Annotated in this window: 18 protein-coding genes; 10 read left to right on the forward strand and 8 right to left on the reverse strand. The window is 74.2% G+C overall.

What is annotated here, in order from left to right:
• Positions 1-83: 83 nt before the first annotated feature.
• The 4 genes from ACFVS0_RS07790 to ACFVS0_RS07805 form a co-directional block, all read right to left on the reverse strand.
• Positions 84-2,021 (reverse strand): hypothetical protein, encoded by a 1,938-nt coding sequence (locus ACFVS0_RS07790; RefSeq protein ID WP_430587619.1) that lies wholly within the window; start codon positions 2,019-2,021, stop codon positions 84-86.
• Positions 2,022-2,169: 148 nt separating this feature from the next.
• Complete coding sequence (murJ, locus tag ACFVS0_RS07795; RefSeq protein WP_430584466.1) at positions 2,170-3,993, reverse strand: murein biosynthesis integral membrane protein MurJ; 1,824 nt, start codon at positions 3,991-3,993, stop codon at positions 2,170-2,172.
• Positions 3,990-6,365 (reverse strand): DUF6049 family protein, encoded by a 2,376-nt coding sequence (locus ACFVS0_RS07800; protein ID WP_430587620.1) that lies wholly within the window; start codon positions 6,363-6,365, stop codon positions 3,990-3,992. The genes murJ and ACFVS0_RS07800 overlap by 4 nt, the downstream gene beginning before the upstream one ends.
• A 25-nt stretch (positions 6,366-6,390) precedes the next feature.
• Positions 6,391-7,041 (reverse strand): NUDIX hydrolase, encoded by a 651-nt coding sequence (locus tag ACFVS0_RS07805; protein ID WP_430549407.1) that lies wholly within the window; start codon positions 7,039-7,041, stop codon positions 6,391-6,393.
• Between the two features lie 83 nt (positions 7,042-7,124).
• Between ACFVS0_RS07805 and ACFVS0_RS07810 the strand changes: the two genes are divergently transcribed.
• On the forward strand, positions 7,125-8,621 hold the full coding sequence (locus tag ACFVS0_RS07810) for a CCA tRNA nucleotidyltransferase (protein WP_430587621.1): 1,497 nt from the start codon (positions 7,125-7,127) through the stop codon (positions 8,619-8,621).
• Between the two features lie 96 nt (positions 8,622-8,717).
• Complete coding sequence (locus tag ACFVS0_RS07815) at positions 8,718-10,040, forward strand: MFS transporter (protein WP_430587622.1); 1,323 nt, start codon at positions 8,718-8,720, stop codon at positions 10,038-10,040.
• Between the two features lie 90 nt (positions 10,041-10,130).
• On the opposite strand, the gene ACFVS0_RS07820 is transcribed toward ACFVS0_RS07815, so the two are convergent.
• Together ACFVS0_RS07820 and ACFVS0_RS07825 are read right to left on the reverse strand one after the other, a co-directional pair.
• Entirely contained in the window at positions 10,131-11,708 is a 1,578-nt protein-coding gene (locus ACFVS0_RS07820; protein ID WP_430587623.1) for an MDR family MFS transporter, read from the reverse strand.
• Positions 11,709-11,966: 258 nt separating this feature from the next.
• On the reverse strand, positions 11,967-13,301 hold the full coding sequence (locus tag ACFVS0_RS07825; protein WP_430562212.1) for an MFS transporter: 1,335 nt from the start codon (positions 13,299-13,301) through the stop codon (positions 11,967-11,969).
• A 211-nt stretch (positions 13,302-13,512) separates the two neighbouring features.
• On the opposite strand from ACFVS0_RS07825, the gene ACFVS0_RS07830 reads away from it, so the two are divergent.
• Genes ACFVS0_RS07830 through ACFVS0_RS07865 form a run of 8 tightly spaced genes read left to right on the forward strand, consistent with a single transcriptional unit; the run spans position 13,513 to position 23,744 of the window.
• Positions 13,513-15,054 (forward strand): alkaline phosphatase D family protein, encoded by a 1,542-nt coding sequence (locus ACFVS0_RS07830; RefSeq protein WP_430587624.1) that lies wholly within the window; start codon positions 13,513-13,515, stop codon positions 15,052-15,054.
• Between the two features lie 10 nt (positions 15,055-15,064).
• Positions 15,065-15,919, forward strand: a complete 855-nt coding sequence (locus ACFVS0_RS07835) for a hypothetical protein (protein WP_430587625.1) — start codon at positions 15,065-15,067, stop codon at positions 15,917-15,919.
• 35 nt (positions 15,920-15,954) lie between these two features.
• Positions 15,955-18,444: an ROK family protein gene (locus ACFVS0_RS07840; protein WP_430587626.1), complete on the forward strand. Its 2,490-nt coding sequence runs from the start codon at positions 15,955-15,957 to the stop codon at positions 18,442-18,444.
• 28 nt (positions 18,445-18,472) lie between these two features.
• Positions 18,473-19,774 carry an ABC transporter substrate-binding protein gene (locus ACFVS0_RS07845; protein WP_430587627.1) on the forward strand — a complete coding sequence of 434 codons (1,302 nt, stop codon included), beginning with the start codon at positions 18,473-18,475 and terminating at the stop codon, positions 19,772-19,774.
• Complete coding sequence (locus tag ACFVS0_RS07850) at positions 19,771-20,745, forward strand: carbohydrate ABC transporter permease (RefSeq protein WP_430562100.1); 975 nt, start codon at positions 19,771-19,773, stop codon at positions 20,743-20,745. The genes ACFVS0_RS07845 and ACFVS0_RS07850 overlap by 4 nt, the downstream gene beginning before the upstream one ends.
• Complete coding sequence (locus tag ACFVS0_RS07855; RefSeq protein ID WP_430587628.1) at positions 20,738-21,625, forward strand: carbohydrate ABC transporter permease; 888 nt, start codon at positions 20,738-20,740, stop codon at positions 21,623-21,625. The genes ACFVS0_RS07850 and ACFVS0_RS07855 overlap by 8 nt, the downstream gene beginning before the upstream one ends.
• Positions 21,626-21,633: 8 nt before the next feature.
• The gene (locus ACFVS0_RS07860) at positions 21,634-22,707 is read left to right on the forward strand and encodes a Gfo/Idh/MocA family protein (RefSeq protein WP_430562102.1); all 1,074 of its coding nucleotides are present in this window, start codon (positions 21,634-21,636) and stop codon (positions 22,705-22,707) included.
• Positions 22,704-23,744, forward strand: a complete 1,041-nt coding sequence (locus ACFVS0_RS07865) for a Gfo/Idh/MocA family protein (protein ID WP_430587629.1) — start codon at positions 22,704-22,706, stop codon at positions 23,742-23,744. Before ACFVS0_RS07860 ends, ACFVS0_RS07865 begins: the two co-directional genes overlap by 4 nt.
• A gap of 55 nt (positions 23,745-23,799) precedes the next feature.
• Here the strand turns inward: ACFVS0_RS07865 and ACFVS0_RS07870 are convergent, their stop codons facing one another.
• Together ACFVS0_RS07870 and ACFVS0_RS07875 are read right to left on the reverse strand one after the other, a co-directional pair.
• Positions 23,800-24,891, reverse strand: a complete 1,092-nt coding sequence (locus tag ACFVS0_RS07870; RefSeq protein WP_430549395.1) for an inositol-3-phosphate synthase — start codon at positions 24,889-24,891, stop codon at positions 23,800-23,802.
• Positions 24,888-25,562, reverse strand: a complete 675-nt coding sequence (locus tag ACFVS0_RS07875; RefSeq protein ID WP_430549394.1) for a helix-turn-helix transcriptional regulator — start codon at positions 25,560-25,562, stop codon at positions 24,888-24,890. The genes ACFVS0_RS07870 and ACFVS0_RS07875 overlap by 4 nt, the downstream gene beginning before the upstream one ends.
• Between the last annotated feature and the right edge of the window lie 245 nt (positions 25,563-25,807).

Here is a 25,807-nt window from a genome sequence, read left to right on the forward strand (position 1 = left end):
TCTTTCGCGTCCTGAGGCGCCATCGCCCTCAACACCCCGACGGGGTGTGGTGTTCCCGGGCGACAGGCGTCGCCCGGGAACGGTCACGAGAGGACGATCTCGTTGAGCTCCAGGTAGTTCTTGCCGTTCGTGCTCGGCAGCTCCGTGATCCAGATGACGAAGGAGTCCGCCACGGTCTCCTCCTTGAGGTCGAGCTTCGTCTCGGAGCTGAACGAGCCCTCGGCGAGCACCGGGCCGTCGGTCGGCTTGTCCCGCGACGTGGCGCGGATCTCGACGCGCCCACCCTCGGAGTTGGTGTTCAGGGTGATGGAGGTGACCGGTGCGGCATCCTCGAGCTCGACGACGTAGCCGAGGCCGGAGCGCAGGCCGGCGAAGTCCGGGGTGTTGAAGTACATCGTGTACCAGAAGGTGGACGGGTCGCCGTCGTACGCGAGGTCCACGGCCTCGGGGTGCTGGCCGTCACCCTCGGGGTCGAGCTGGTCGCCGGACTGGATGACGGGGCGGACCTCCGGCGTCTCCGACGCCTCGCTGGACTCTTCGTCCGTGGGCTCCTCGGCCGCTGCGCCGCCACCCGCGTCGTCGGTCGCGACTGGCGACTCCGCCGCCGGCGGAGAGGACGGGGACGACATGACCTTCGAGACGGCCCACAGAGCGCCCGCGAGCACGAGCACGACGACGAGGCCGAGCACGATCGGCGTCGGGTTCACACCACGGCGCTTGGGAGCCGGCGACGACGCGAAGCCGCCGGTATCGGTGCGGGGCTCACCGCCACCGGGCGGCGGAGGGACGGGGGCGTGCGCGGTCTGCTGCTGGACCGGGGCACCCTGTGCCGTGGGGTACGCCTGGTTGCCGTAGGCCGCCGCGGGCGCGGCGCCGTACGCCGCCACGGGCTGCTGCGCCGGCGCGGGCTGCTGCGGGACAGGGGCCATCGCGGCCGTCGCCTGCACGGGCGGGACGGGAGCCTGAGCCGCGGTAGGCGCCGCGACCGGCGGGATCGCCTGCGTGGACTGCGCCGGCACGGCCGCAGCGGCAGCCGCGCCCGCGGCACCACCGACGGCCGCGGAGCGGGCGATGCGGCCGCTGGCCGGCCGGCGGACGGGCGGGGCCGGCGGGGGCGTGCCCGGCAGGGCGGCGCCCGTCCCGACCGCGCCCATGACGGAGGACCGCACCGGCGGCTCGGTCGACGGCTGCACGAACTGCGGGAGCGCCGCGACGACGGACACCTCGCCCCAGGGCGCCAGCGCGGCGACGACGTCGCCGGGCGTGGTGGGGGCGTCGGGGGAGTCGGAACCGAAGGTGCGGCGCACCAGGGAGTCGAGCTCGGGGTCGACGTGCGGCACCAGCGTCGACACCGGGACCACGCCGTGCTCGTCGCGCTGCGCGGGCAGCGGGCGCACGGCGTCGGGGGCGATCCACGGCTCGTCGAGCGAGTCGCCCGGCCACCGGGCCGTGAGCGCGTAGTAGGCGAGGGCGACGAGGTCGCGTGCGTCCGCGGCCGCCGCGCCGGCGCCCGTGATGTGATCCCGACCGCCGTCGACGCCGGCGAGCGCGGCGTCGATGCCGAGCCCGGTGACGACGACGCGGTGGCCGTCCACCCGCACGGCCTCGGGCCGCAGCGCCAGGTGGTGCACGCCGCGCTGCCCGGCGGCCTCGAGCGCCGCGGCGGCCTCGCCGACGACGGCACGAGCCTGCTGGGCGTCGACCAGGCCCCCGGAGACGACCTCCGTGAGCGACGAGCCCCGATAGGGCTCGGAGATGATGTAGCTGCGCTGGCCCGCGCCGAGGTCGGTGCTGCCGACGTCGAGCACGCGGGAGAGCCGCGGGTCGGCGACGAGCGCGGCCCGGCGCGCGGCGTCGAGCGCCGCCGACGCGTACGGGCCGTCGACGAACGTCACCCGGACGGGACGGTCCAGGATCTGGTCGTGCGCTTCCCACGCCTCGGCTGCTGCGAGGTCGGTGGCAGCGAGCTGTACGAGCCGATAGCGATCGACCATGACGGTCCCGGGATGGGCGGTGCTCACCTGTGCTCCTCGGTGGGGGTGCGGGGGGAGAGGGTCCTCCGGTCCATCGGACCATGGTACGGGCGGCCCGGTGGCCGCGAGGTCGCGCCCTGCGGGCGCGCCCGCAGGGCCCTCACGGAACCCGCGCGAGCCGGGCACGCGACCATCGTCATCGCTTGAGCCGCCGGAGGACGGGGGCCAGCGCGTCATCGAGCTCGCGCACGTGGAGGACCTTGAGCGCGAGCACGTAGCCGACCACCATCACGATCCCGGCGACGGCCGTGACCAGCACGGAGTGGCCCCACGAGCTGACGTCGTAGCCGTCGAGGAGGCGGACGGTCAACCAGCCCAGGAGGGCGGCGATCAGCGCGCCGACCAGCGCGCGGACGTAGAGCTGCAGGACCCGCCGGCCGTCCATGCCCTGCAGCTTGCGGCGCATGCCGCGCACGCGCAGCAGCAGCGAGATCCACGTGGACAGCGCGTACGCGCCTCCGGCGGCGACGGCCCACCACTGGGGCGGCAGCAGGCGGGTCGCGCCCCACAGGACGACCACCATCGAGACGGTCGCGATGACCTGGATGCCGAAGATCGAGCGGCCGTCCTCGAACGCGAAGTACATGCGCCGGACCAGCACCGTCGCGCCGAGGGCGATGATGCCGATCGACATCGCCTGGATGATCGGCGCGACGGCGGCGATGCCGTCCGGTCCGAGCGACGGCAGCAGCGCGCCGGTCAGCGGGACCGCCAGGACGACGAGGACCGCGGTCGAGAAGACCGAGAAGACACCCGCGGAACGCATGCCCAGGGACATGTCCCGCCGTACGCCCGGGATGTCCCCGGCCTGCACGGCGGCCGTCATGCGCGGGAAGAGCACCGTGACGATCGAGACGACCACGAGCGAGTGGGGAAGCAGGTAGATCGTCATCGCGTTCGTGTACGCGGCATTCCCGGCAAAGGCCTCGTCGAGCGACGTCCCGGCGCGGCCGGCGGCACCGAGCACGTTCGTGAGGAAGAGGACGCCGACCTGCTCGAGCGCGACGGCCCCGATGGTCCAACCGACCACCGACCCCGCGGCACGCAGGCCGATCCCGCGCAGCCCGAGCCGGAACCGCCACCGGAATCCGGAACGGCGCAGGGCGACCACGAGCACCAGGGCCTGGGCGGCGATGCCGAGCGTCGCCGTGCCGGCGAGCACCGCCGTCTGGGCCGACGACCACTGGGACAGGTCGGAGATGCCGCGGTCCGGCGCCGAACCCCACACCAGGAGGAACGCGCCGAACCCGAGCAGGGAGACGACGTTGTTCGCCACGGGCGCGACGCCGTAGGCGCCGAACTTGCCCTGCGCGTTGAGCACCTGGCCCAGCAGCATGTAGAGGCCGTAGAAGAAGACCTGGGGGATGCACCAGTACGCGAAGACCACGGCGAGGTGGCGCTCGTCGGTGGTCCAGGCGCCGCTGAGGGTGGACAGCCAGACGATCAGCGGGGCCGCGACGACGAGCACCGCCGTGAGCAGGAGCAGGCCGAGCCCCGAGATGCTGAGCAGCTTGTCGAGCCGCTCGCGGGCGTTGTGCGCGTTCATCGCCCGCAGGATCTGGGGGATGAGCACGGCCTGGAGCACGCCCGCCGAGATGAGCGCGAACAGCATGTTGGGCAGCTTGTTCGCGATGTCGAACGCATCCGCCACCGTGCCGACGGCGCCCACGCAGGCCACCAGGAGCATCGCGCGGATCAGCCCGGAGGCGCGGGACGCGACGGTACCCAGCGTCATCACGACGGAGCCGCGGCCGAGGCTGGTGCGTCGCACGGCGCCGGCGTCGTCGCTGCCGTTGTCGTCGCTACCGTCGTCGTCCTGACCGGCGTTGCCGGCGGCGGGGTCGCCGACCGGGTGCCAGCTCGCGCCCGCGGCGCCGGTCGGCGACCCGGGGTCGGTGGCGTCGCCCTCGCCGGGCAGGTCGGGCCGGCTGTCGTCGGGGAAGGCGGACGTCGAAGTCATGAGGGGTCGGTCTCCGTGGCCTGGGCGGGCGGCGTGCGGGCGGCGGGGATCCCGCCGCCGCCCGGGTCGTTCGGGTCGTCGTCGTGCGGGTCGCGTGGCGGACTGTCGTCGGGTGCGGCGGCGTCGGGCCCCTGGGGGTCGGCGGCGGCGTCCGCGACGCCCTCGTCCGTGGTCCGGGCCGAGGACCGCCCCCGACGCACCGTACGCCAGATGCCCCCGATGAAGAGGAGAGCGACCAGGGCGGCGACGACGGCGGTGCCCGCGGTCTCCCACCCCGCGCGGACGCGGAGCGAGAAGCTCGTGGGCCCGGCGACGACCGTGCCGCTCGGCGCGAGCACCTCGACCTGCAGGTTGACGTCGCCGGAGCCGATGGCGCGCACGGGGACGTGCACGTTGGACGACGTGCCGGCGGGGACGACGACCGTCGGGCGGGACTCGACGACCAGCCGGGACGCGTCGGGCCGCAGCACCACCGTGACGGTGGCGTCCACGGGCAGCTCGTTCGAGACGGTCACGGGCAGCTTGCCGGTGTCGCTGACGAGCGTCACGTTGGACCGGTCGGCGACGCTGATGCCCTGCTGGAGGGCGTCGGACTGCTCCACGGCGAGGTCGACGGCGCGCTCACGGGCGTCGCGCTCCGTGCGTGCGGCGACGGCGAGCGGGGCGACGAGCGCCTGGTCGGCGTCGCCGCTCAGCTCGACGGGGTCGCTGGCCACGGTCGAGAACGCGGCGAGGTCGCGGTGGGAGTCGAGGAGCCGGCGGACGGAGGAGGGCGCCAGCTCGCCCTTCGACCGACCGGCCCGCTCGCCCCGTGCGGGCTCGTCGCGCGGCACGCGGGAGGCGGGGGCGGCGACGGTCTCGGACAGCGGCACGACGTCGGCCCACGACGCGTCGTGGAGGGCGCCGAGCACCGTGCCCACCAGGGCGGGGTCGGGGGACCAGTCCCGGGGCAGGGCGGCGAGCAGGTGCAGGTCCTGCTGCCCGGAGTCCTGCTGCTGGAGCGCGACGAGCGCGGCGTCGGCCAGCACGCGGGTGGACGCCTCCGCGGCGGACGGGGCGTCGTCACCGTCGGTGAGGGAGGCGAACGCGGACGACAGCCCGTCGTCGGCGACCAGCGCGGGCACCTTGCCCGACGACGTGTCCACGGCGGTGCGTGCGGAGGCGGCGGCTCCGTCGGCGGGGGCGAGGCCGTCGGCCACCACCACCTGGTCGACGGGCGCGTCGCGGCCGGCGGCGAGGGTGGCGGCGTCGGGCCGGCCCTCCGGCCAGCCGACGGTGAGGTCCCAGCCCTCCGGCCGCTGCCAGGCCGCCCCGAGCGCGGCCTCCCCGCCGGTCGCGGCCGCGACGTCCGCCCGGGTCGGGTCGGCGTGCGCGACCGCCGCGAGGTCGGGGTCGTAGCCGGGCAGCACGGCGACGTCGCTGGGTTCACCGGTCGCCGCGGTGCTCCGGGTGCCGATGGTGCTCGTCAGGCTCGCCGAGGTGTCGGCGTCGTCGCCGGTGACAGGGGCTCCGGTGAGCCGCGTGGCCCACGCCTGGGAGTCCCCGTCGCCGGAGGCGGCGGCCGCGGCGACGAGGGCCGGGTCGACCGCGAGCGACATCCCGGGTGACGTGCCGCTGACGGCCGCGGCGTCGAGCAGCCGGGCCAGCCGTCCGCCGGTCGCGGTGGCGGTGCCGAGCTCCAGGTCGTAGCCGTCCGGGTCGAGCGGGTCGACGGCGGGGCCCGTGACGGGCGCGGCGACGCTCACCGAGACCGGGTCGGGCGCGTCGCCCTCCGGCGCGAACAGCAGGAAGGTGTGGACGACGTCGAGCGTGGACCCGCCGCGGGTCAGCGCGACGGACATCTCCCGGGGCCCCCAGGGGTTCTCCGCGCTGAGGCCGAGGGAGTCGACGTCGAGCTCCATCGTCACCTGCGCGGTGTCCCCGGGCGCGAGGCGTTCGACGGTCTCGTCGACCTGGGGAGGTCCTGCGGTGCTGGTGCCGTCGTCCTGCGCCCAGGCCGACAGGCTCTCGCGCGAGGTGAGGGGCCGCCACGAGACGCCGAGGTCGAGCCCGGCGCCGTCGAGCACCACGTCGGTGCCGTTGGTGACCTGGAGGGTGAGCGTCACGGTGGAGCCGGGCGAGGCGAGCGTGGGCGCGGAGCCCACGAGCTCGACCGTCGCCTTCCCGTCGCGGGCGGCGGGCAGGAGGGACGGCGAGGTGAGGGCCGACGCCGACGTGCCGGGGAGCGCGACCAGCGCACCCGTCAGGAGCAGCCCGGCGAGCACGGCGATCACGGCCAGCACGGGCAGGAACGGCGCGCGGTGGAGGCGGGCCGGGCGGGCGGGCGGGGGTGCGGGTGCGGCGCCGGCACCCGAGGGTCGGGAGGTGGTCACGCGGCGGGCCTCACTCGACGGCGCCTCACTCGACAGCCCCGAGGCCGGGGTGCCCGAGCACCTCGGGCGTGCGGCGCAGCACCTGCTGCGCGACGACGGCGAGCCGCTGCTCGTTGGGGTAGGAGAGCCGCTCCGTCAGCTGCTCGACCGGTACCCAGAGGGCGTCCTCCGCCTCGCCGTCGGGATCGCCCTCCGCCGTGATGATGCCGCCCTCCGCGCGCAGGAGGAAGTGGTGCACCACCTTGTGGACGCGGTGGTCCTCGCCGCTGAACCAGTAGTCGATGACGCCCAGGCGGGTACGGATCGTGCCGAGGATGCCCGTCTCCTCGTGGATCTCGCGGACGGCCGCCTGCTCCGGCGTCTCCTCGCCCTCGAGGTGCCCCTTGGGCAGGCACCACTCGAGGCGCCCGCCGCGGTTGCGCCGCACGATGACGGCGGCCTCGGGACCGCCGGCGGCGACCTGGACGACGAGCCCTCCCGCCGACGTCTCCTCGTGGACCGGCAGGTGCGTCGTCGTGCCCGACGGGGCGACGCCCACGACGGCGGGTGTCGCGGTGCCGCGCGGGCCGGAGAGTCGCGCGGGGTCGACCTTGAGCGGGTGTCCTCCCGGTGGCACGGGGACCGGCGCGGCCGGGCGCCGGCGCCGCGGGCCGGGAACCGGGGCCGGGGATGACATGCGCCCCACCCTACCGAGTGGAGACGCCCCGCCGGCCCAGTCTCCGGGGCGCCGACGCCCGGGATCTGGGAGGATGGGACGCCGTGTCGACCCCTGAACCCCCGGCCCCCGCCGCGCTGCTGCGCCGCGCCCTCGCCGTGCTGACCGAGATGGCCCCCGCGGCGGTCGAGCTGGGCGAGGTGTTCCGCGCCGCCGGGCACGAGCTCGCGCTGGTCGGCGGGCCCGTCCGCGACGCCTTCCTCGGCCGCGCGAGCAACGACCTGGACTTCGCGACCTCCGCGTCGCCCGACGAGACGCAGGCCCTGCTGGCCCGCTGGGGCGACGCCCACTGGGACATCGGCAAGGAGTTCGGCACGATCGGGGCGCGGCGGTTCGCGCGCACCGGGGGAGGGTCGGGATCCGGGTCCGCGTCGGGCGACGTCGTCGTCGAGGTCACGACCTACCGCAGCGACGAGTACGACCCCGCCTCCCGCAAGCCGGTGGTGGCGTTCGGGGACACGCTCGACGGCGACCTGTCGCGGCGCGACTTCACGGTGAACGCGATGGCGGTGCGGCTGCCGGAGCTCACGTTCGTCGACCCGTTCGACGGGCTGTCCGACCTGGCGCGCGGCGTGCTGCGCACCCCGATCGCGCCGGAGCGGTCGTTCGACGACGACCCGCTGCGCATGATGCGCGCGGCGCGGTTCGCCGGCCAGCTCGGTTTCGAGGTCGAGCCCGCGACCCGCCAGGCGATCGTCGACATGGCGGGCCGGATCGACATCGTCTCGGCGGAGCGCGTGCAGGCCGAGATCTCCAAGCTGCTCCTGAGCGACCGCCCCCGCGCCGGCCTCGAGGTGCTGGTCGACACGGGGCTGGCCGACCACGTGCTGCCCGAGCTGCCCGCGCTGCGCCTGGAGATCGACGAGCACCACCGCCACAAGGACGTCTACCAGCACTCGCTCACCGTGCTGGAGCAGGCGATCGCCCAGGAGACCGGCCCGGACGGCCCGGTCCCGGCGCCCGACCTCGTGCTGCGCCTCGCCTCCCTGCTGCACGACGTCGGCAAGCCGGCCACGCGCCGCTTCGAGCCCGGCGGCGGCGTGAGCTTCCACCACCACGAGGTGGTCGGCGCGAAGCTGGTGGCCAAGCGGCTGCGCGCGCTCAAGTACGAGAAGCAGGTGGTCAAGGACGTGGCGCGGCTCGTCGAGCTGCACCTCCGCTTCCACGGCTACGGCGACGGGCAGTGGACGGACTCCGCGGTGCGCCGGTACGTCACCGACGCGGGCCCGCTGCTGGAGCGCCTGCACCGGCTGACCCGCGCCGACTCCACCACGAGGAACAAGCGCAAGGCGCAGCGTCTCGCCGACTCGTACTCCGACCTCGAGCAACGCATCGCGGTCCTGCGCGAGCAGGAGGAGATCGACGCGATCCGCCCGGACCTGGACGGATCGCAGATCATGGCGGTCCTCGGCGTCGCGCCCGGGCCCGTCGTCGGGCAGGCGTACAAGCACCTGCTCGCCCTGCGGATGGAGCACGGGCCGCTCGGCGCGGAGCGCGCGGAGCAGGAGCTGCGCACCTGGTGGGCGGGCCGCGAGGCCTGACCGACCCCTCCCTCACGGGCCCGCGACGGGTCTATCCTCACGCTTGCGCGCGGGCCCGACGACGAGCCCCCGGAGCGCGACGAGCGGAGGCTGGGCATGAGCGGGTCCGGGACGACGTCGGGTGGTGCGTCCGGCGGGGCCGTCGGCGCCCCGATCGGCGCAGGGGGCGGAGCGGGCGGCGACGCCGCCGACCGGCGAGCGCGCCTCGTGGTCACGGCGTTCTACCTGGTGCAGGGCATGTGCTTCGCCGGCCTGCTCGCCCAGGTGCCGACGCTGCAGCACGACCTCGGCATCTCGGACGGCACGCTGACGCTGATCCTGCTGCTGGTCCCGGTCGTGGCCGGCGTCGGCAGCGTGCTCGCCGGCGCGCTGGCCCCGCGGGTGGGCAGCGCCCGGCTGCTGCACGTGTGCGGGCCGCTGGTGGCGCTCGCCGTCCTGGGCGCGGGCCTGGCGCCGACCGTCACGGTCCTCTACCCGGTGGTCGCGGCGGTGGGTCTCCTGCTCGGCCTGGTCGACGCGAGCATGAACATGCAGGGCGTGGAGGTCGAGCAGCGGTACGGCCGCAGCCTGCTCAACTCGTTCCACGGCGCGTGGAGCGTGGGCGGCATCCTCGGGTCCCTGGCGGCCGTGCTGGCGCACTCGCTGGGCTGGTCGCTCGCCGCCGGGCTCGGGCTCGTCGCCGCGGTCGGCGTGGCCGTCGACCTCGTCGCGACGGCGGCGTCCGGTGGCGGCGCACCCCGCCCCGCCGAGCGGCAGGCGGTGCCGGGACTGGTGCTGCCGGAGCAGCCCGTCGCCGTCGCCCCGCGGCAGGACGCCGGCGCGTCGCGCGCCGCCCGCCCGCCGTGGGGGCCGCTGGTCCTGGTCGGCCTCGCGGTGACGATCGTGTACGTCGCCGACTCGGCGACGTCGAACTGGTCCACCAAGTACATCCAGGACGCGCTGGGAGCGGCGGCGAACGTCGCGCCGCTGGGCCTCGCCGCGTACCTGGGCTGCCAGCTCCTGGGGCGGCTCGCGGCGGACCGGCAGGTCAACCGGTTCGGGCCGGTGGTGCCGGTGGCCGTCGGCGGGGTCGTCGGGGCGGCGGGGCTCGCCGCCGTGACGCTGGCACCGGGGCCGTGGGTCGCCGTCGTCGGCTTCGGGCTGACCGGGCTCGGCCTGAGCGTCGTGGTGCCGCTGTCGTTCTCCGTGGCGGGGCGCCTCGACCCCGACGGGACGGGGATCGCCGTCGCGCGCGTGAACCTCTTCAACTACGTGGGGTTCGTCGTGGGCGCGGGGCTGATCGGAGGTGTGGCCGAGCTGCTGAGCATGCGGCTCGCGTTCGCCGTCCCCGCGCTGCTGGCGCTCGGCGTGATCGCGCTGGCGCCCGCGTTCAAGGTCGCGGCGCGCGACGGCGTCGCCTCCCCGGCCGCGGCGCCCTGACGACGGGCGTGGGGACGACGACGGGCGGCCACCGTCGTGCGACGGTGACCGCCCGCGGCGGCGCTCCCGGCCCGTGACGGGGCCGACCGGTCAGTGCGCCGCCGGCGCACCCTCGCCCTCGGGCGAGGCGGGCACGCGGCGCAGCAGGAGCGACAGCCCCACCGCGACGAGCATGATCGCCGCGCCCCAGACGAACGCGTCGCCGACGCCCTCGGCGAGCGCGACCTGCGCCGTCGCGCCGTCCTCCATGAGGGCGACCGACCGCGTGGTCATGACCGCGACGAACATCGCGGTGCCGGCGGCCCCGGCGAGCTGCTGGACCGTGCCGATGGCGGCCGACCCGTGCGAGTACAGGGGCGGGGTGAGCGACGACAGCGCCGAGGTGAACAGCGGCGTGAACATGAACGCCAGGCCGAGGCTGAGCGTCACGTGCAGCGCCAGGATGTACCAGGGCGACGAGTCCGCGTGCACCTGCGTGAACAGGGCGAGCGCGATGGTCACGACGACCAGGCCGGGCGTGACCAGCGGGCGCGGGCCCACCCGGTCGTACAGGCGGCCGACCGTCGGTCCGAGCAGACCCATGAGCAGGCCGCCGGGGAGCACGACGAGGCCGGTGGCCAGCGGCTCGAGCCCCATCGCGTCCTGCAGGAACAGCGGCAGCAGGATGAGCGAGCCGAACATGGCGAGCATGCCGACCGCCATGATGGCGAGGCCGACCGAGAACCCGCGGAACCGGAACACGCTCAGGTCGAGCAGCGCGCGGTCGTCGCGGGCCAGGAGGAGCTGGCGCCACACGAACGCACCCAGCACCAGCAGCCCGACGACGATCGGGATCCACGGCGCGACGGGCGGCGCGTGCCGCGCGGCCTCGCCGATGCTGGACAGGCCGTACACGAGGCCGCCGAACGCGACCGCGGCGAGGAACAGCGACAGCGGGTCGAGGCGCGAGTGTGTACGGTCGGCCACGTCCCGGACGTACAGGAAGCCCATGACCAGGGCGATCACGGCGATCGGGAGCACGATGCCGAAGACCCAGCGCCAGCTCAGCGCGTCGAGGATGATGCCCGAGATGGCCGGGCCGAGCGCCGGGGCGGCCGCCATGACGATGGAGATGTTGCCCATCACCTTGCCGCGGATCGCCGGGGGCACGACCGTCATGATCGTGGTCATGAGCAGCGGCATCATGATCGCAGTGCCCGACGCCTGCACGATGCGACCGCCCAGCAGCCAGCCGAAGCCGGGGGAGAGCGCCGCGAGGAGCGTGCCCGCGCTGAACAGCGACATCGCGAGGAGATAGGCGCCGCGCGTGCCGAGGCGCTGCAGCAGGAACCCGGTCGCCGGGATGATCACCGACATCGTGAGCATGAACGCGGTGGTGAGCCACTGTCCGGTGCTCGCGGTGATGCCCAGGTCGGTCATGAGCGGGGCGAGGGCCACGCTCATCGTCGTCTCGTTGAGGATGACGACGAACGCGGAGCCCAGGAGCAGCGCGATGACGGTGAACTGCTGGCGCGTGAGGCGCTGGGGCACGGCCTCGTCGATGACGATGCCGCGCGACGGCGCGGTCGTGTCGGCGGTGCCGGGAGCGGTGGCGGGAGTCGTCAGGGTGGCCTCCGGGGTCTGCGCGTCGGGTGTGACGGTGGGGTCGGTCTGTCGGGGGGCTGGCACGCTGTGCTCCGCTCGCGTCGTGCCGGGGAACCCGGCGGAGGGCAGGTGAGAGCCGACGCCGGTGGGCGCGGCACGTCGTCGTGGTCGGTCGTGGTCCCGGGGGACGGTCACCCTCGGAGCGGTCGCCGGACGGGCGAGACCGTACTGTGTACGACCACGAACCATCCTGCGATATTCCCGCTTCCCGTGACGACCTGATTTCCGGTCGGAACTCGTCGGTCGCTCAGGGCGGGGTCGTGCGCGGCGTGCGGGCGGGCGTCAGGCGCGCGCGGCGGCGTCCTCGGCGCCCCCGGCCCGGCGGACGCGGGGCGGCACCGGTGCCGGGGTGCGGGCGCCGCGCGTCGCCATGAGCAGCGCGGCGAGGACGTACGCGACGGCGAGGCCGACGAAGACGCCGCGGGACCAGCCGGTGTCCGGCAGGGTGAAGGCGGCGAGGGCGGCGGCGCCGACGAACGCGGCGTTGTAGAGCACGTCGTAGAAGGCGAAGGCGCGGCCGCGGAACTCGTCCTCGGCGTCGCGCTGGACGATCGTGTCGACGGCGATCTTGGTGCCCTGCGCCGCGAGGCCGAGCAGCGCGGCGCCGGTGTACACGACCGCGCGCTCCGGCGTCGTGACGAGGAGCAGCTGGCTGGCGGCCGCGAGCAGCAGCATGACGGCGATCCAGCCCTGCGGTCCGGTGCGGCGCGAGAGCGTGGGCGTCAGCACCATCGCGACGGCGCCGCCCACGCCCGTGAGGCCGATGACGACGGCGAAGGTCGCCATCCCGGCGCTCTGGCTGCCGGGGTCCAGCAGGTTGCGCGAGATGAGGATCGACGCGATGAACACGACGCCGTAGAGGAAGCGGTGCACGGCCATGGCGAGCAGCGCCTGGCCGGGGGTGCGGCGCGCGACGAGGTAGCGGGCGCCGTCGGCGAGCCCACGGGCGACCTTGGCGATCTCGCCCCGCAGGTCGGCCTCCGCCGGCCGCTCGGGGCCGAGCTGGGTGCGCCGCAGGCGGGTGGCGAGCAGGGACGCGACGCCGAAGACGAGCGCCGCGCACACGAGGGCGGACGAGTCCTTGACCCGGCCGGGCTCGAACGCCAGGCCGAGGACGAAGCCGATGCCGCCGCCGACGAACGCCGCGCCCGCGCCGAGCGTGGGGGACAGCGAGTTGGCGGTGAGCAGCAGCGGGCCGTCGACGACGCGCGGCAGGCCCGCGGACAGCCCGGCGAGGAGGAAGCGGTTGACCGACAGGGCGGCCAGGCCGATCGCGTAGATCGCCCAGCCGACGCCGCCGGCCAGCATGACGCCCGCCATCGCGAGCGTGAGGACCACGCGCACCGCGTTGCCCCACACCAGCACCTGGCGGCGTTGCCACCGGTCGAGCAGCACGCCCGCGAAGGGGCCGACGATCGTGAACGGCGCGAGCATGACGGCGAACGCGCCGGCGATGGCCGCCGCCGTGCCCTGCGACTCGGGGGAGAAGAACAGCAGGGACGCCAGGCCCACCTGGAACATGCCGTCGCCGGCCTGCGAGACCAGCCGGACGGTGAAGAGCTTGCGGAAGCCCTCCAGCCGCAGCAGCGCGCGCAGCTCGTGCCAGGTCTCGCTCATCGCTCCCACGCCCACAGCCTAGGCGTTCGCCGTACCGCGCCTCCCGGGGGCGGTCCCCCCGATGGCCCGCGCGGCCGGCTCGTGAGTTCTGCAACCGGGCGACGGAAAGCTTTCGCCGTGACACCTCTTGTCGAGGCCTACTTACAAAGGTACCTTTCATAACTCCACGACGATGTGCTCCAGGTCACGTCGCGTCCGGACAGGAGGGCGTATGCCTCGCACGACCCCCACCCTCAGCCGTCGGGAGGTGCTCCGCGCGGGTGGCCTCGGCGCCGCCACGCTGGCGCTCGGCATCAGCGCACCGGAGACGGCCGGGGCGGCGTCGCCGTCGGACGGCTCGTTCGGTCTGGGGGTCGCGAGCGGCTCGCCGCGCCCGGACTCGATGGTGCTGTGGACGCGCCTCACCCGCGACCCGCTGGCCCCCGACGGACACGCAGGCATGCCGCTGCGGAGCTACGGCGTGCACTGGGAGGTCGCGACCGACCCGGACCTCGAGCACGTCGTGCGGCGCGGGCACGCGCTCGCGCAGCCGGAGCTGGCGCACTCGGTGCACCCCAAGGTCACCGGCCTGCGACCGGGGACCGAGTACTTCTACCGGTTCCGCTCGGGCACCACCGCGAGCACCGTGGGGCGCTTCCGCACGCTGCCGGCCGCCCCCGCCGTCCCGGACACGTTCACGGTGGGCGTCGTCTCGTGCCAGGCCTGGTACCACGGCCACTTCACGGCGCACCGGCACCTCGCGGCAGAGCCCGGGCTCGACCTGGTGGTCTTCGGGGGCGACTACGTCTACGAGTACGGGATCACGGCGGCGAACCTGTGGCGTCAGGGGGTGTCGGTCGCGCCGGAGCACGCCGCCGAGGTGCAGACCCTGGAGCAGTACCGGCTGCGGTACGCCCTCACCAAGAGCGACCCGCACCTGCAGGCGCTGCACGCGCGCGTCCCGGCCGTGGCGATCTGGGACGACCACGAGGTGCAGAACAACTACGTGGGCGGTCGCTCCGCCTACGGCCTGCCCGACGAGATCTTCGCGCACCGCGTGGCCGTGGCCTACCGGGCGTTCTACGAGCACCTGCCGGTGGACCTCGAGGCGCTGCCCGACGGCCCCGGCTCGGACATCACCACGGGCTTCGACGTCGGCCGCCTGGCGAGGTTCTCCCTGCTGGACACCCGGCAGCACCGCGACCCCGTCCCGGAGACCGCCGAGGAGCAGGCCGACCCCGCGCGCACCATGCTCGGCCGTGCGCAGGAACGATGGGTGGAGGAGCGCCTGGTCGACAGCCCGGCGGTCTGGAACGTCGTGGCGAGCGGCGTGGTGCTCATGCCGGTCACGGAGGACCGGACGGACCAGTGGGACGGCTACCCCGCGGCGCGGGCGCGGCTGCTCGACGCGATGGCCCGCAGCAGCGGCGTCGTCGTCCTCTCGGGGGACATCCACCACGCGGTCGCCGGCGAGCTGCGCGCGGACGTCGGCGACCCGGGGGCGGGGAACCTGGGCGTGGAGCTGGTCTGCACGTCCGTGGCCTCGGACGGCGACGGCGCTCCGACGGACGACTACGCCCCGGACTGGCTCCAGCACGACTACGTGCGGCTCTACGACGGCCGGCGCGGCTACCTGACGGTCACCCTGACCCCGCAGGCGATGACGTCGACCTTCGTCTGCGTGCCGTGGGTGGAGGCCGACGACACCGCCCCGCGCGAGGTCCTCGCCCGTTTCGTCACCCCCGCGGGCACGTCCCGCCTCGTCGAGGCCTGAAGGAGGCATCGTGCCCGTCCCGTCGTCCCAGCGGCCCAGGCAGGTCACCGGCCTGCGCGCCGAGCCCGCGATCGCCCGCACCGAGCTGAGCTGGCGCTCGCTCGGCTTCGAGCCGCTCATCGACCACTACCGGGTGCACGCGGTCCGGGGAGCCCGCGGCCGCTTCGAGCCGGACGGGGCCAACCTCGTCGGCAAGACGGTGTACCCGCAGCTCACGCACCACGTCGACCCCCGCGGCGAGACCTGGACCTACCGCGTCGTCGCGGTGTCCGACGCCGGGCGGACCGCGCGCGCGAGCGACGTGCTCGTGGCCAGCTCGGTGGCGTCCGTCGTGGGGACCGGCCTGCCGGTCGCGACGATCGGCGACTTCGACGCCCGGACGCTGGAGCACCGCTTCGCGCCGTCGGGGTACGCGCAGATCCCGGCGGCCTACCCGGACGCCGTGATCGAGCTCGAGCAGGGCGTCGACACCCCTGCGGACGCCTGGCCCTACCTGCTGCCGGGACCCGGCGACGCCTGGGCGGGCCGCAAGGCGTACACCGCGCGCTGGCGCCTCCCGCTGCCCGCCGCTCCCGCGGCCGACCACGACCTCGCGCTCTGGCTCGTCGACACGACCCGCCTGGGCGGCACGCTCCGGGTGGCCGTCAACGGCACCGCGCTGGCCGACGTCGCCCTGCCCCCGGGCGGGACGCGCGGCTCGCGCGAGGGGGACGCCACCGTGCCGGGGACGGCGCTGGTCCGCTCGTACCACGAGCTCCCGGTGCCCGCCGGGCTGCTGCGCGAGGGCGCGAACACGATCGAGCTCGTCCTCGCCGAGGGTGGCTGGGTGGCGTGGGACGCCCTCGGCCTGTTCGCCCGGCGATGACGGCTCGAGGAACACGGGGAGAGGGACGGGGAGACATGGTCCGCAGCGGTGGTGACCGGCACGTCACGGACGTGCGCCGACGCAACACGCTCAGCTGTATCGAGGTGCTGCGGGGCAGCCAGGCGACGACGCTGACCGCGCTCGCGAAGGACACCGGCCTGTCGCGACCCACCGTCGAGTCGATCGTCGCCGAGCTCGTCGAGCGCGGCCTGGCCCGCGAGGTGTCCGGGGTGGAGGAGGGCGCGGTGGGGCGGCCCGCACGCCGGTACGCCTTCGCGGCCGACGCGCGGTACGTGGTCGGCCTCGACCTGGGCGTGCACTCCGTGACCGGGATGCTGGCCGACCTGGCGGGCCAGGTCCGCGCCGTCGTGCGGCGCACCGTGGACGGCCCGGTCGACGGCGTGGAGCGGCTCGAGACGGCCCGCGCCGTGCAGCGCGAGCTCCTGGACGTGGTCGGGGCGCCGCGGTCGCGCGTCGCCGCCGTGGCAGCGGCGGTGCCCGGCATCGTGGACGGCGAGCGGGTCCGCCTCTCGCTGCCGATCCCCGACTGGACCGGCGTCAATCTCGCGGCCCGGCTCAAGACGGGCGGCGAGCACCCGGTGATCGTCGAGAACGACATCAACATGGCCGCCCTGGCCGAGCACGCGCTGGGGGCGGCCCGGCTCGCCGACGACGTCGTCCTGGTGCAGCTGGGCTACCGCGTGGGCGCCGCCCTCGTGCTCGGGGGCCAGGTCTACCGCGGGAACCGGTTCGCCGCGGGCGAGGTCGGGGACTTCGAGTGGATGGGCTGGGACGGCTGGCTCGAGGGCAGCCTGCTCCGGGAGATCGAGGAGGCGGGCGGCGCCGAGCAGGTCGCCCAGCGCGCCCAGGAGGGCGACGGCGCGGCGCTCGGCCTGCTCCAGCAGTACGCGCGCCGGGTCGCCCCCGGCGTCGCGACGCTCGCGATGGTCGCCGACCCGGAGTGCGTGGTGCTCGGCGGCGGTCTGTCCCGCGCGGGCGAGCTGCTCCGGGTGCCGCTGCAGGAGGAGGTCGACCGGCTCGTGCGGCCGCGCGCCGCGGCGTCGCTGGTGACGTCGGCGTTCGCGTCGGACGGCGCCGCCCTCGGCGCGCTCGTGCGGGCCCTGGAGGTCGGCTCCCGCGACGTCTTCGGCAGCAGCGACGTCGCGGCCCCGCCGCTGAGCGCGGCGGACCCGGCGGCGACGCTCGCCGAGGCGCTCGCCGCCGCCACGCCGTCCTCGGCGTCGGTCGCCGTGGGGAACGACACGAACGACACGGACGACACGGAGGTCCCGGGGGAGCCGCGGGCGGCGGAGGTCCGCGAGCCGCTGCGGGTCGCGGTGGTCGGGGTCGGCGCGCGCGCCGGGCTGGCACGGTGGGTGGGCCGCACGGGCGTCCCGGCCCGCGTCGTCGAGGCGGTCGACGTCGACCCCGGGGGCCGCGCCCGCGCGCACGAGCTGTTCGGCCCCGGCACGGCGTTCGCGGCCGACCACCGCGGGCTGGTCGCCCGGGCGGGCGCGGAGGACGGCGTCGACGCGGCCTTCGTCTGCACCCCCGACGACACGCACGCCGACATCGCCGAGGACCTGCTGCGGGCGGGCGTCGCCGTCTACCTCGAGAAGCCGCTGGCCACGACCACCCAGGACTGCGACCGGGTGCTCGCCGCGGCGGCAGAGACCGGCACGAAGCTCTACGTGGGCCACAACATGCGGCACATGGCGGTCGTGCGGACGATGCGGGACGTCGTCGCCCGCGGCGAGATCGGGGACGTGCAGGCCGTGTGGTGCCGGCACTTCGTCGGCAACGGCGGCGACTACTACTTCAAGGACTGGCACGCCGACCGGGCGCGCAGCACGGGGCTCCTGCTGCAGAAGGCCGTGCACGACATCGACGTCATCCACTGGCTGGCCGGCTCCACGACGCGGGACGTCGTCGGGATGGGCGACCTGCAGGTCTACGGGCGCGTGACCGATCGCGCGGACCGCACCGGGCAGCTCATGACCGACTGGTTCTCCTACGACAACTGGCCGCCGCTCGAGCAGACGGGCCTGCACCCGACGATCGACGTCGAGGACACGTCGATGATGCTCATGCGGCTCGACAACGGTGTGCTCGCGAGCTACGAGCAGTGCCACTTCACGCCCGACTACTGGCGCAACTACACGGTGATCGGCACCCGCGGCCGCCTCGAGAACGTCGGGGACGGCGACGGCGCCTCGGTCCGGGTGTGGAACCGCCGCACGTCGTGGTCCGAGCACGGCGACGTCGAGTACCCGGTGGACGCGGCCGGCCCGGGCCACCAGGACGCCGACCGGCTCACCGTGGACGAGTTCCTGCGTCACGTGGCCGAGGGAGCCCCGATCACCACCTCACCGGTGATGGCCCGCGACGCGGTCGCGACCGGCATCGCCGCCACCGTCTCGCTGCGCGCAGGGTCCGCGCCGCAGCGTGTCCGACCCGTGGCCCCCGAGGTCGCGGCCCACTTCGACGACGATGTCGACCCCGCGGCACCGACGCCGCGGACCTGAGAGACCCATCAACCCGAGGAGCACCCCGATGAAGCATCTCCTGCGCAGCGCGTCCCTCGCGGGCGTCGCGGCCGTGGCACTGACGCTCTCCGCGTGCGGGGGCGGCGGCGACGCCGCCGAGGACAGCGCCGAGGTCGCGCCGACCGACGCCCAGGCCGAGATCACGTACGCGATCTGGGACGAGAACCAGAAGCCCGCGATCGACCAGAACATCAAGGACTTCAACGAGACGTACCCGAACATCAAGGTCACCGTGGACCTGACCCCGTTCCAGCAGTACTTCACCAAGCTGCAGACGCAGGGGGAGTCGCGGACGCTGCCCGACGTGTTCTGGATGAACGGCCCGAACGTCCAGCTCTACGCCGCGAACGACCTGCTCCAGCCGGTCACGGGCCTCGTGGACGCCGGCGAGATCGACCCGTCGAAGTACCCCGACGCCCTCAACCAGCTCTACTCGTTCGAGGACACGCAGTACGGCGTACCCAAGGACTTCGACACCGTCGCCCTCTGGTACAACAAGGCGCTCTTCGAGAAGGCCGGCGTCGACCTCCCCACCGACGACTGGACGTGGGACGAGTTCCAGGACGCGGCCGGCAAGATCTCCGACGAGCTCTCCGACCAGGGCGTCTACGGGGTGGTCTCCGAGATCAACGGCATCGGACAGAGCAGCTACTACAACACGATCCTCCAGGCCGGCGGAGAGATCATCTCGGACGACGGCACGACGTCCGGGTACGACAGCCCCGAGGCCGCCGAGGGGCTCCAGCTGTGGGCCGACCTCATCGCCGACGGGGCCGCGCCGACCCTCCAGCAGATGTCCGACACCAAGCCGAACGTGTGGTTCGGCTCGGGCAAGGCGGCGATGTTCTGGTCCGGCAACTGGTCGGTCGCGGAGATGAAGGACTCGCCGAACAAGGACGACTTCGGCATCGTCCGGCTCCCCGCCGGGCCCGAGCGGCGCGCCACCGTCATCCACGGCGTCGGGAACGTCGTCGCCGCGGACAGCGAGAACAATGCGGCCGCCAACGCCTTCCTGGCCTACCTCGGCTCCGAGGAGGCGCAGCGCACGCAGGCGGAGATGGGCGTGGCGAACCCGGCCTACTCCGGGACGCAGCAGGCGTTCGTCGACTCGGTCCCGAGCTTCGGCATCGACGTCTTCATCGACTCGGCCGAGGACATGGCCTTCCCGTACCCGATCTCGCAGAACACGGCGGCGTGGAACGCGCTCGAGACCGAGCTGCTGCCGCAGGCGCTCTCCGGGGAGCGCCCCGTCGAGGAGGTCGCCCAGGAGCTGGCCGACGCCATGAACGAGGAGCTCGCGAAGGAATGACCTCCGTCGACCGATCCCCCCGGGCGGGCGTCGTCGCGCCCGCCCGGGGCTCCGCCCCGCGCACCGTGGCCGGGGGCACCGCGCCCCGGGGGCCCCGGCACGGGTACGACGGCTGGTGGCCCGTCCTCTTCGTGCTGCCCACGATGTTCGGCGTCGTCCTGTTCTACCTGTGGCCGATCGTCCAGACGGGCTACTTCAGCCTCACCGAGTGGGGCGCCTTCGGCGGCCAGACGTGGGTGGGCCTCGAGAACTACCAGCGGCTCGCCCGCGACCCCGACCTGGGGACCGCCGTCGTCAACACGCTGGTCTACACGGCGATCGTGCTGCTCGGCATCCCGATCGCGATGTTCGTCGCGAGCCTGCTGCACCGGCCCGGGATGCGGTTCACGGCGTTCTACCGGGTGCTGTACTTCATGCCCTACGTCGCGATGCCGACGGCCGTGGCGATGGTGTGGCGGCTGATCTTCAACGGCGACTTCGGGATCCTCAACCAGGCGCTCGCCGTGGTCGGCATCGACGGCCCGTCGTGGACCTCGACGCCGGGCTTCGCGCTCGTCGCGGTGTCCGTCGTCGGCCTGTGGACGTCGCTCGGCTTCGCGATCATCATCCTGTCCGCCGGGCTGCGGACCATCCCCCCGGAGCTCTACGAGGCGGCGTCGCTCGACGGCGCGTCGGCCTGGCGGCAGTTCCGCTCCGTCACCGTCCCGCTGCTGACCCCCAGCGTCTTCTTCGTCACCGTCATCACGGTCATCAACGGCTTCCAGCTGTTCGACCTGCTGTACGCCCTCATGGGCCAGGCCAACCCGGCGATGCAGCAGACGCAGTCCCTCGTCTACCTCTTCTACAACGAGGCCTTCCTGCGCAACGACAAGGGCTTCGCCGCCGCCATCGCGATGGTGATCCTGCTGATCGTCGGCGCCGTCACGCTGCTCCAGTTCCGCATGCAGAGGAGGTGGGTCACCTATGCCTGACGCGACCCTCACGACGACCGCTCCCGCGCTCGCCGGGCGACCGACGGCGCCCCGCCGCCGCACGTCGCGCCACGGGTCCAACGCCTGGGCGCACCTGGTGCTCGCCGTCGGCGGCGTGGTGATGGTGTTCCCGTTCGTGTGGCAGCTGCTCACGTCGCTGTCCACGAACGCCCAGGTGATGAGCGTGCCCCCGGTGTTCTGGCCGGGGGAGCTGCAGTGGGGCAACTACGCCGAGGTGTTCTCCAAGCTCCCGTTCCTCCAGGAGTTCTGGGTCTCGGTCTCGATCACCGTGGCGCGCACGGCGGGCCAGCTCGTGCTGTGCTCGATGGCCGGCTACGCGTTCGCGCGCATGCGGTTCCCGCTGCGGGGCGTGCTGCTCGCGCTGGTGCTGTCCATCCTCATGGTGCCGTCGCAGGTGTACCTCATCCCGCAGTACCAGATCATCAACGGGCTCGGCTGGCTGAACACCGTGGCCGGCATCGCCGCCCCGGGGATCTTCAGCGCGTTCGGCACCTTCCTCATGATGCAGTTCTTCAGGGGCGTGCCCGACTCGCTCGAGGAGGCCGCGCGGCTCGACGGCGCCAACCCGTTCCAGGTCTTCTGGCGGGTCATGCTGCCGCTCGCCGGGCCCAGCCTCGGCGCCCTGACGATCATCACCGTCCTGTGGTCCTGGAACGACCTCCTGTGGCCGCTCGTCGTCTCGACCCGCGCCGAGAGCATGCCGCTCGCGGCCGGCATCGCGACGTTCGCGGGGCGCACCACCACCGACTACACGGTGATGATGGCGGCCAGCGCGCTCGCCATGGCGCCCATCCTCCTGCTCTTCGTCGTCATGCAGCGCCGTGTGATCGACGGTCTCGCCCATTCCGGACTCAAGTAGGGAGCACGATGACTGCTGCAGAGCCTTCCCCCGCCCTCACGGTCGGTCTCGTCGGCGCGGGCGGCATCGCCCGGGCCCACGCGCCGGCGTGGCGCGCGCTCGGCGCGGACCTCGTCGTCCACTCGACGGACGGCGCCGCCGAGCTCGCGGCCGCGCACGGCGGACGGGTCGTCGCCGGGCTCGACGAGCTGCTCGACGTCGCGGACGTCGTCGACGTCGTGACCCCGACGCCCACCCACCTCGAGGTGGCGACGGCCGCCCTCGCGGCCGGGCGCCACGTCCTGTGCGAGAAGCCGCTGGGCCGCACGTCGCGTGACGCCGTCGCGATGCTCGAGGCGGCCCGCGCCGCGGACCGGCAGCTCTACCCGGGGCACGTCGTGCGGTTCTTCCCGGAGTACGCCCTGATGCGCCGGGCCGTGCGGTCCGGGGAGATCGGGGCGCCGGCCGTCCTGCGGTTCGCGCGCGGTGGGATGTTCCCCGCCTGGTCCCCGTGGTTCGCGGACGACGCCCAGTCGGGCGGCGTGGTGCTGGACCTCATGATCCACGACCTCGACCTCGCCCGGTGGGTCGCGGGCGAGGTCACGAGCGTGCACGCCACCCGACGGTCCCTCGAGGAGGGCGGGGCCCCGCACACGCTCGCGCACGCCGTGCTCACCCACGCCGGCGGCGCGATCAGTCACGTGCGAGGGCTGTGGGGGGCGCCGCACACCACCTTCCGGACGTCGTTCCACGTCGCCGGGGCCGCCGGGACGCTGCGGTTCGACTCGGCCGAGGCCGCGGGGGTGCGGTCGGACCTCCCGCCGGTCCCGGCCGGCGGACAGGACCGGCCGGCCCCCGCCGCCGGCGAGAGCCCGTACCTCACGGAGATCCGGGAGGTCGCCCGGGCGTTCGCGGCGTCCCCGACGTCGTTGGCGCCCGACGACCCGCACCACCCGCGGGTGAGCGCCGTCGACGGCGTGATCGCCGTCGAGATCGCCGAGGCCGCGCTCGCCTCCATCGCGTCCGGGGAGCCCGTCGCCCTGGACACGGCCGCCCGGGCCCGCGCCCTGGCCGACCTCGAGACCACCGGGAGCCGAGCATGACGCCCACCCCGGCCCCGCTGCGGGTCGCGATCCTGTCGTTCGCGCACGTGCATGCCGCGTCGTACGTCGCGCTGCTGCGTGGCCGGCACGACGTCGAGCTCCTCACCGCCGACCCCGACGCCGCCATGGCCCCCGCCGGCGAGCTGCGCGGGGCCGCGTTCGCCGCGGAGCACGGCGCCGCCTACGTGGACACCTATGCGGAGGCGCTCGCCTGGCGGCCCGACGCCGTCATCGTGTGCAGCGAGAACTCCCGGCACCGGGACGTCGTGCTCGCCGCCGCGGCGGCCGGCGCGCACGTGCTGTGCGAGAAGCCGCTCGCGACCCGGGTCGAGGACGCGGAGGAGATGGTGGCGGCGTGCGACGCCGCCGGGGTGCGCCTCATGACGGCCTACCCGGTGCGGTTCAGCCCCGAGTTCGGCACGCTGCGCGGACTGGTGGCGTCGGGCGCGCTCGGCACGGTGCTCGGCGGGACGGGGACGAACAACGGCAAGGTGCCCGCGGGCCGCGCCTGGTTCACCGACCCCGAGCTGGCGGGGGGCGGGGCGCTCGCGGACCACGTGGTCCACCTGGCCGACCTGCTCGACGCGCTGCTCGGGGAGGAGCCGGTCGCGGTGCGCGCCGTGAGCAACCGGGTCCTGCACGGGGACGACCCGCAGGTGCGCGCCGAGACCGGCGCGCTGGTGAGCCTCACCTACGCGGGCGGCGCGGAGATCGTCGTCGACTGCTCGTGGTCCGTGCCCGACGGCGCACCCACGTGGGGCGGCCTCACGCTGCAGGTGGTCGGCACCGGCGGCACGGTCGAGATCGACCCGTTCGCGGCGCACGTCGGCGGGCTCGTGGCGCAGGGGACGCGGCAGGCGTGGCTCGGGTTCGGCGAGAACCTGGACGCGCTGATGCTCGAGCACTTCCTGGGGTGCGTCCGCACGGGGGAGACGCCGGGACCGGACGGGCAGGTCGGGCTGCGCACGCTGCGCGTCGTCGCCGCGGCGCAGCGTTCGGCCGCCGAGGGCGGTGCGGTGGTGCGGCCGGGGGCATGACGCGACGAGGCCGGGGCACGTCCGTGCCCCGGCCTTCGTCCTCACGCGGTGGTCGTCAGCGCTCGACCTCGCCGCGGATGAACGCCTCGAGCTGGGCGCGGCCCGCGGTGTCCTCCATCTGCACGGGCGGGGACTTCATGAAGTACGTCGACGCCGAGAGGATCGGGCCGCCGATGCCGCGGTCGAGCGCGATCTTGGCGGCGCGCACCGCGTCGATGATGATGCCGGCCGAGTTGGGGGAGTCCCACACCTCGAGCTTGTACTCCAGGTTCAGGGGCACCTCGCCGAACGCGCGGCCCTCGAGGCGCACGTACGCCCACTTGCGGTCGTCGAGCCAGGCGACGTAGTCCGACGGGCCGATGTGGACGTTGCGGTCCTCCTTCTTGCCGCCGAGCGGGCCCTCGAGGTTCGAGGTCACCGCCTGCGTCTTGGAGACCTTCTTCGACTCGAGGCGGTCGCGCTGCAGCATGTTCTTGAAGTCCATGTTGCCGCCGACGTTGAGCTGGTACGTGCGGTCGAGCACGACGCCGCGGTCCTCGAACAGCTTGGCGAGCACGCGGTGCGTGATCGTGGCGCCGACCTGCGACTTGATGTCGTCGCCGACGATCGGCACACCGGCATCCTCGAACTTCTTCGCCCACTCGGGGTCGGACGCGATGAAGACGGGCAGCGCGTTGACGAAGGCGACCTTCGCGTCGATCGCGGCCTGCGCGTAGAACTTGTCCGCCGCCTCGGAGCCGACGGGCAGGTAGGAGACGAGGACGTCGACCTTCGCGTCCTTCAGCGCCTGCACGACGTCGACCGGCTCGGCGTCCGACTCGTCGATCGTGGCGGAGTAGTAGTCGCCGAGGCCGTCGAGGGTGTGGCCGCGCTGGACGGTGACGCCGGTGGGCGGCACGTCGGCGAACTTGATCGTGTTGTTCTCGGACGCGTGGATCGCCTCGGCGAGGTCGAAGCCGACCTTCTTCGCGTCGACGTCGAACGCCGCGACGAACTCCAGGTCACTCACGTGGTAGTCGCCGAGCTGCACGTGCATGAGGCCGGGGACGGTGTCGGTCGGGGCGGCGTCGCGGTAGTAATGCACGCCCTGGATCAGGGACGATGCACAGTTTCCGACACCGACGATGGCAACGCGGACGGAGGTCATCCTCGCTCCTTGTTTCTCTGGGCCGGGGCGTCCTGCACCCCGGCGCTGTGGTCGCGGGCGCGGCCGAGAGCACGGTCGCGTTCCGTGGTGATGAGTCCGTCGAGCCAACGCACCTCGCGCTCGACCTGTTCGAGCCCGTGGCGCTGCAGCTCGAGGGTGTACTCGTCGAGCCGCTCGCGGGTGCGTGCGGCAGACTCTCGGACCGCCTCCAGCCGCTCGGTGAGCCGGGTGCGCCGGCCCTCGAGGATACGGATGCGGGTCTCGGCGTCCGTCTGCGCGAAGAACGCGAAGCGGACGTCGAAGTTCTCGTCCTCCCAGGCGGCCGGGCCGGACGACGCGAGGACGGTCTGGAGGTGCTCCTTCCCGTCCGCCGTCAGCCGGTACACGATCCGCCCGCGCCGGCCCGACAGCGGCGCCTTGCCCGAGGGCTTGGCGCCGGCCTGGCGGGTGCCCGACGCCCGACCCGCGGGGGCCGGGGCCTCGCGCTCCGTGGTCTCGATGAGGCCGCGGGCGACGAGGGACTTGAGGGCCGGGTAGAGGGTGCCGTAGGAGAACGCGCGGAACGAGCCGAGCAGCAGGTTGAGCCGCTTGCGCAGCTCGTACCCGTGCAGCGGGGCGGAGTTGAGCAGGCCGAGGATGGCCGTCTCGAGCACCACAGACCTGCTGCGCACGAGGGTTCTCCTTCCCGTCCTGTCCCGATGTCGCTGCCGACCCGTCGTCACGACGTATCGAGTCGATACATCGCGAGAATAGGACTCGCCGACATGGTCGTGCAACGGGAAGCACCCGCCACGGGCGTCCGGGCAGTTGTGAAGGTTCCGCGGAGCGCAGGCCAGAGGGCTGCGGACGCCTGGGGTCGAACCGTCGCCCTGGGCGCCCGAGGCTCCCGTCGGCCCTACCGCATCGCCTAGTGTTC

The organism is Isoptericola sp. NPDC058082, from assembly GCF_042885055.1.
Classification (GTDB): Bacteria; Actinomycetota; Actinomycetes; order Actinomycetales; family Cellulomonadaceae; genus Isoptericola.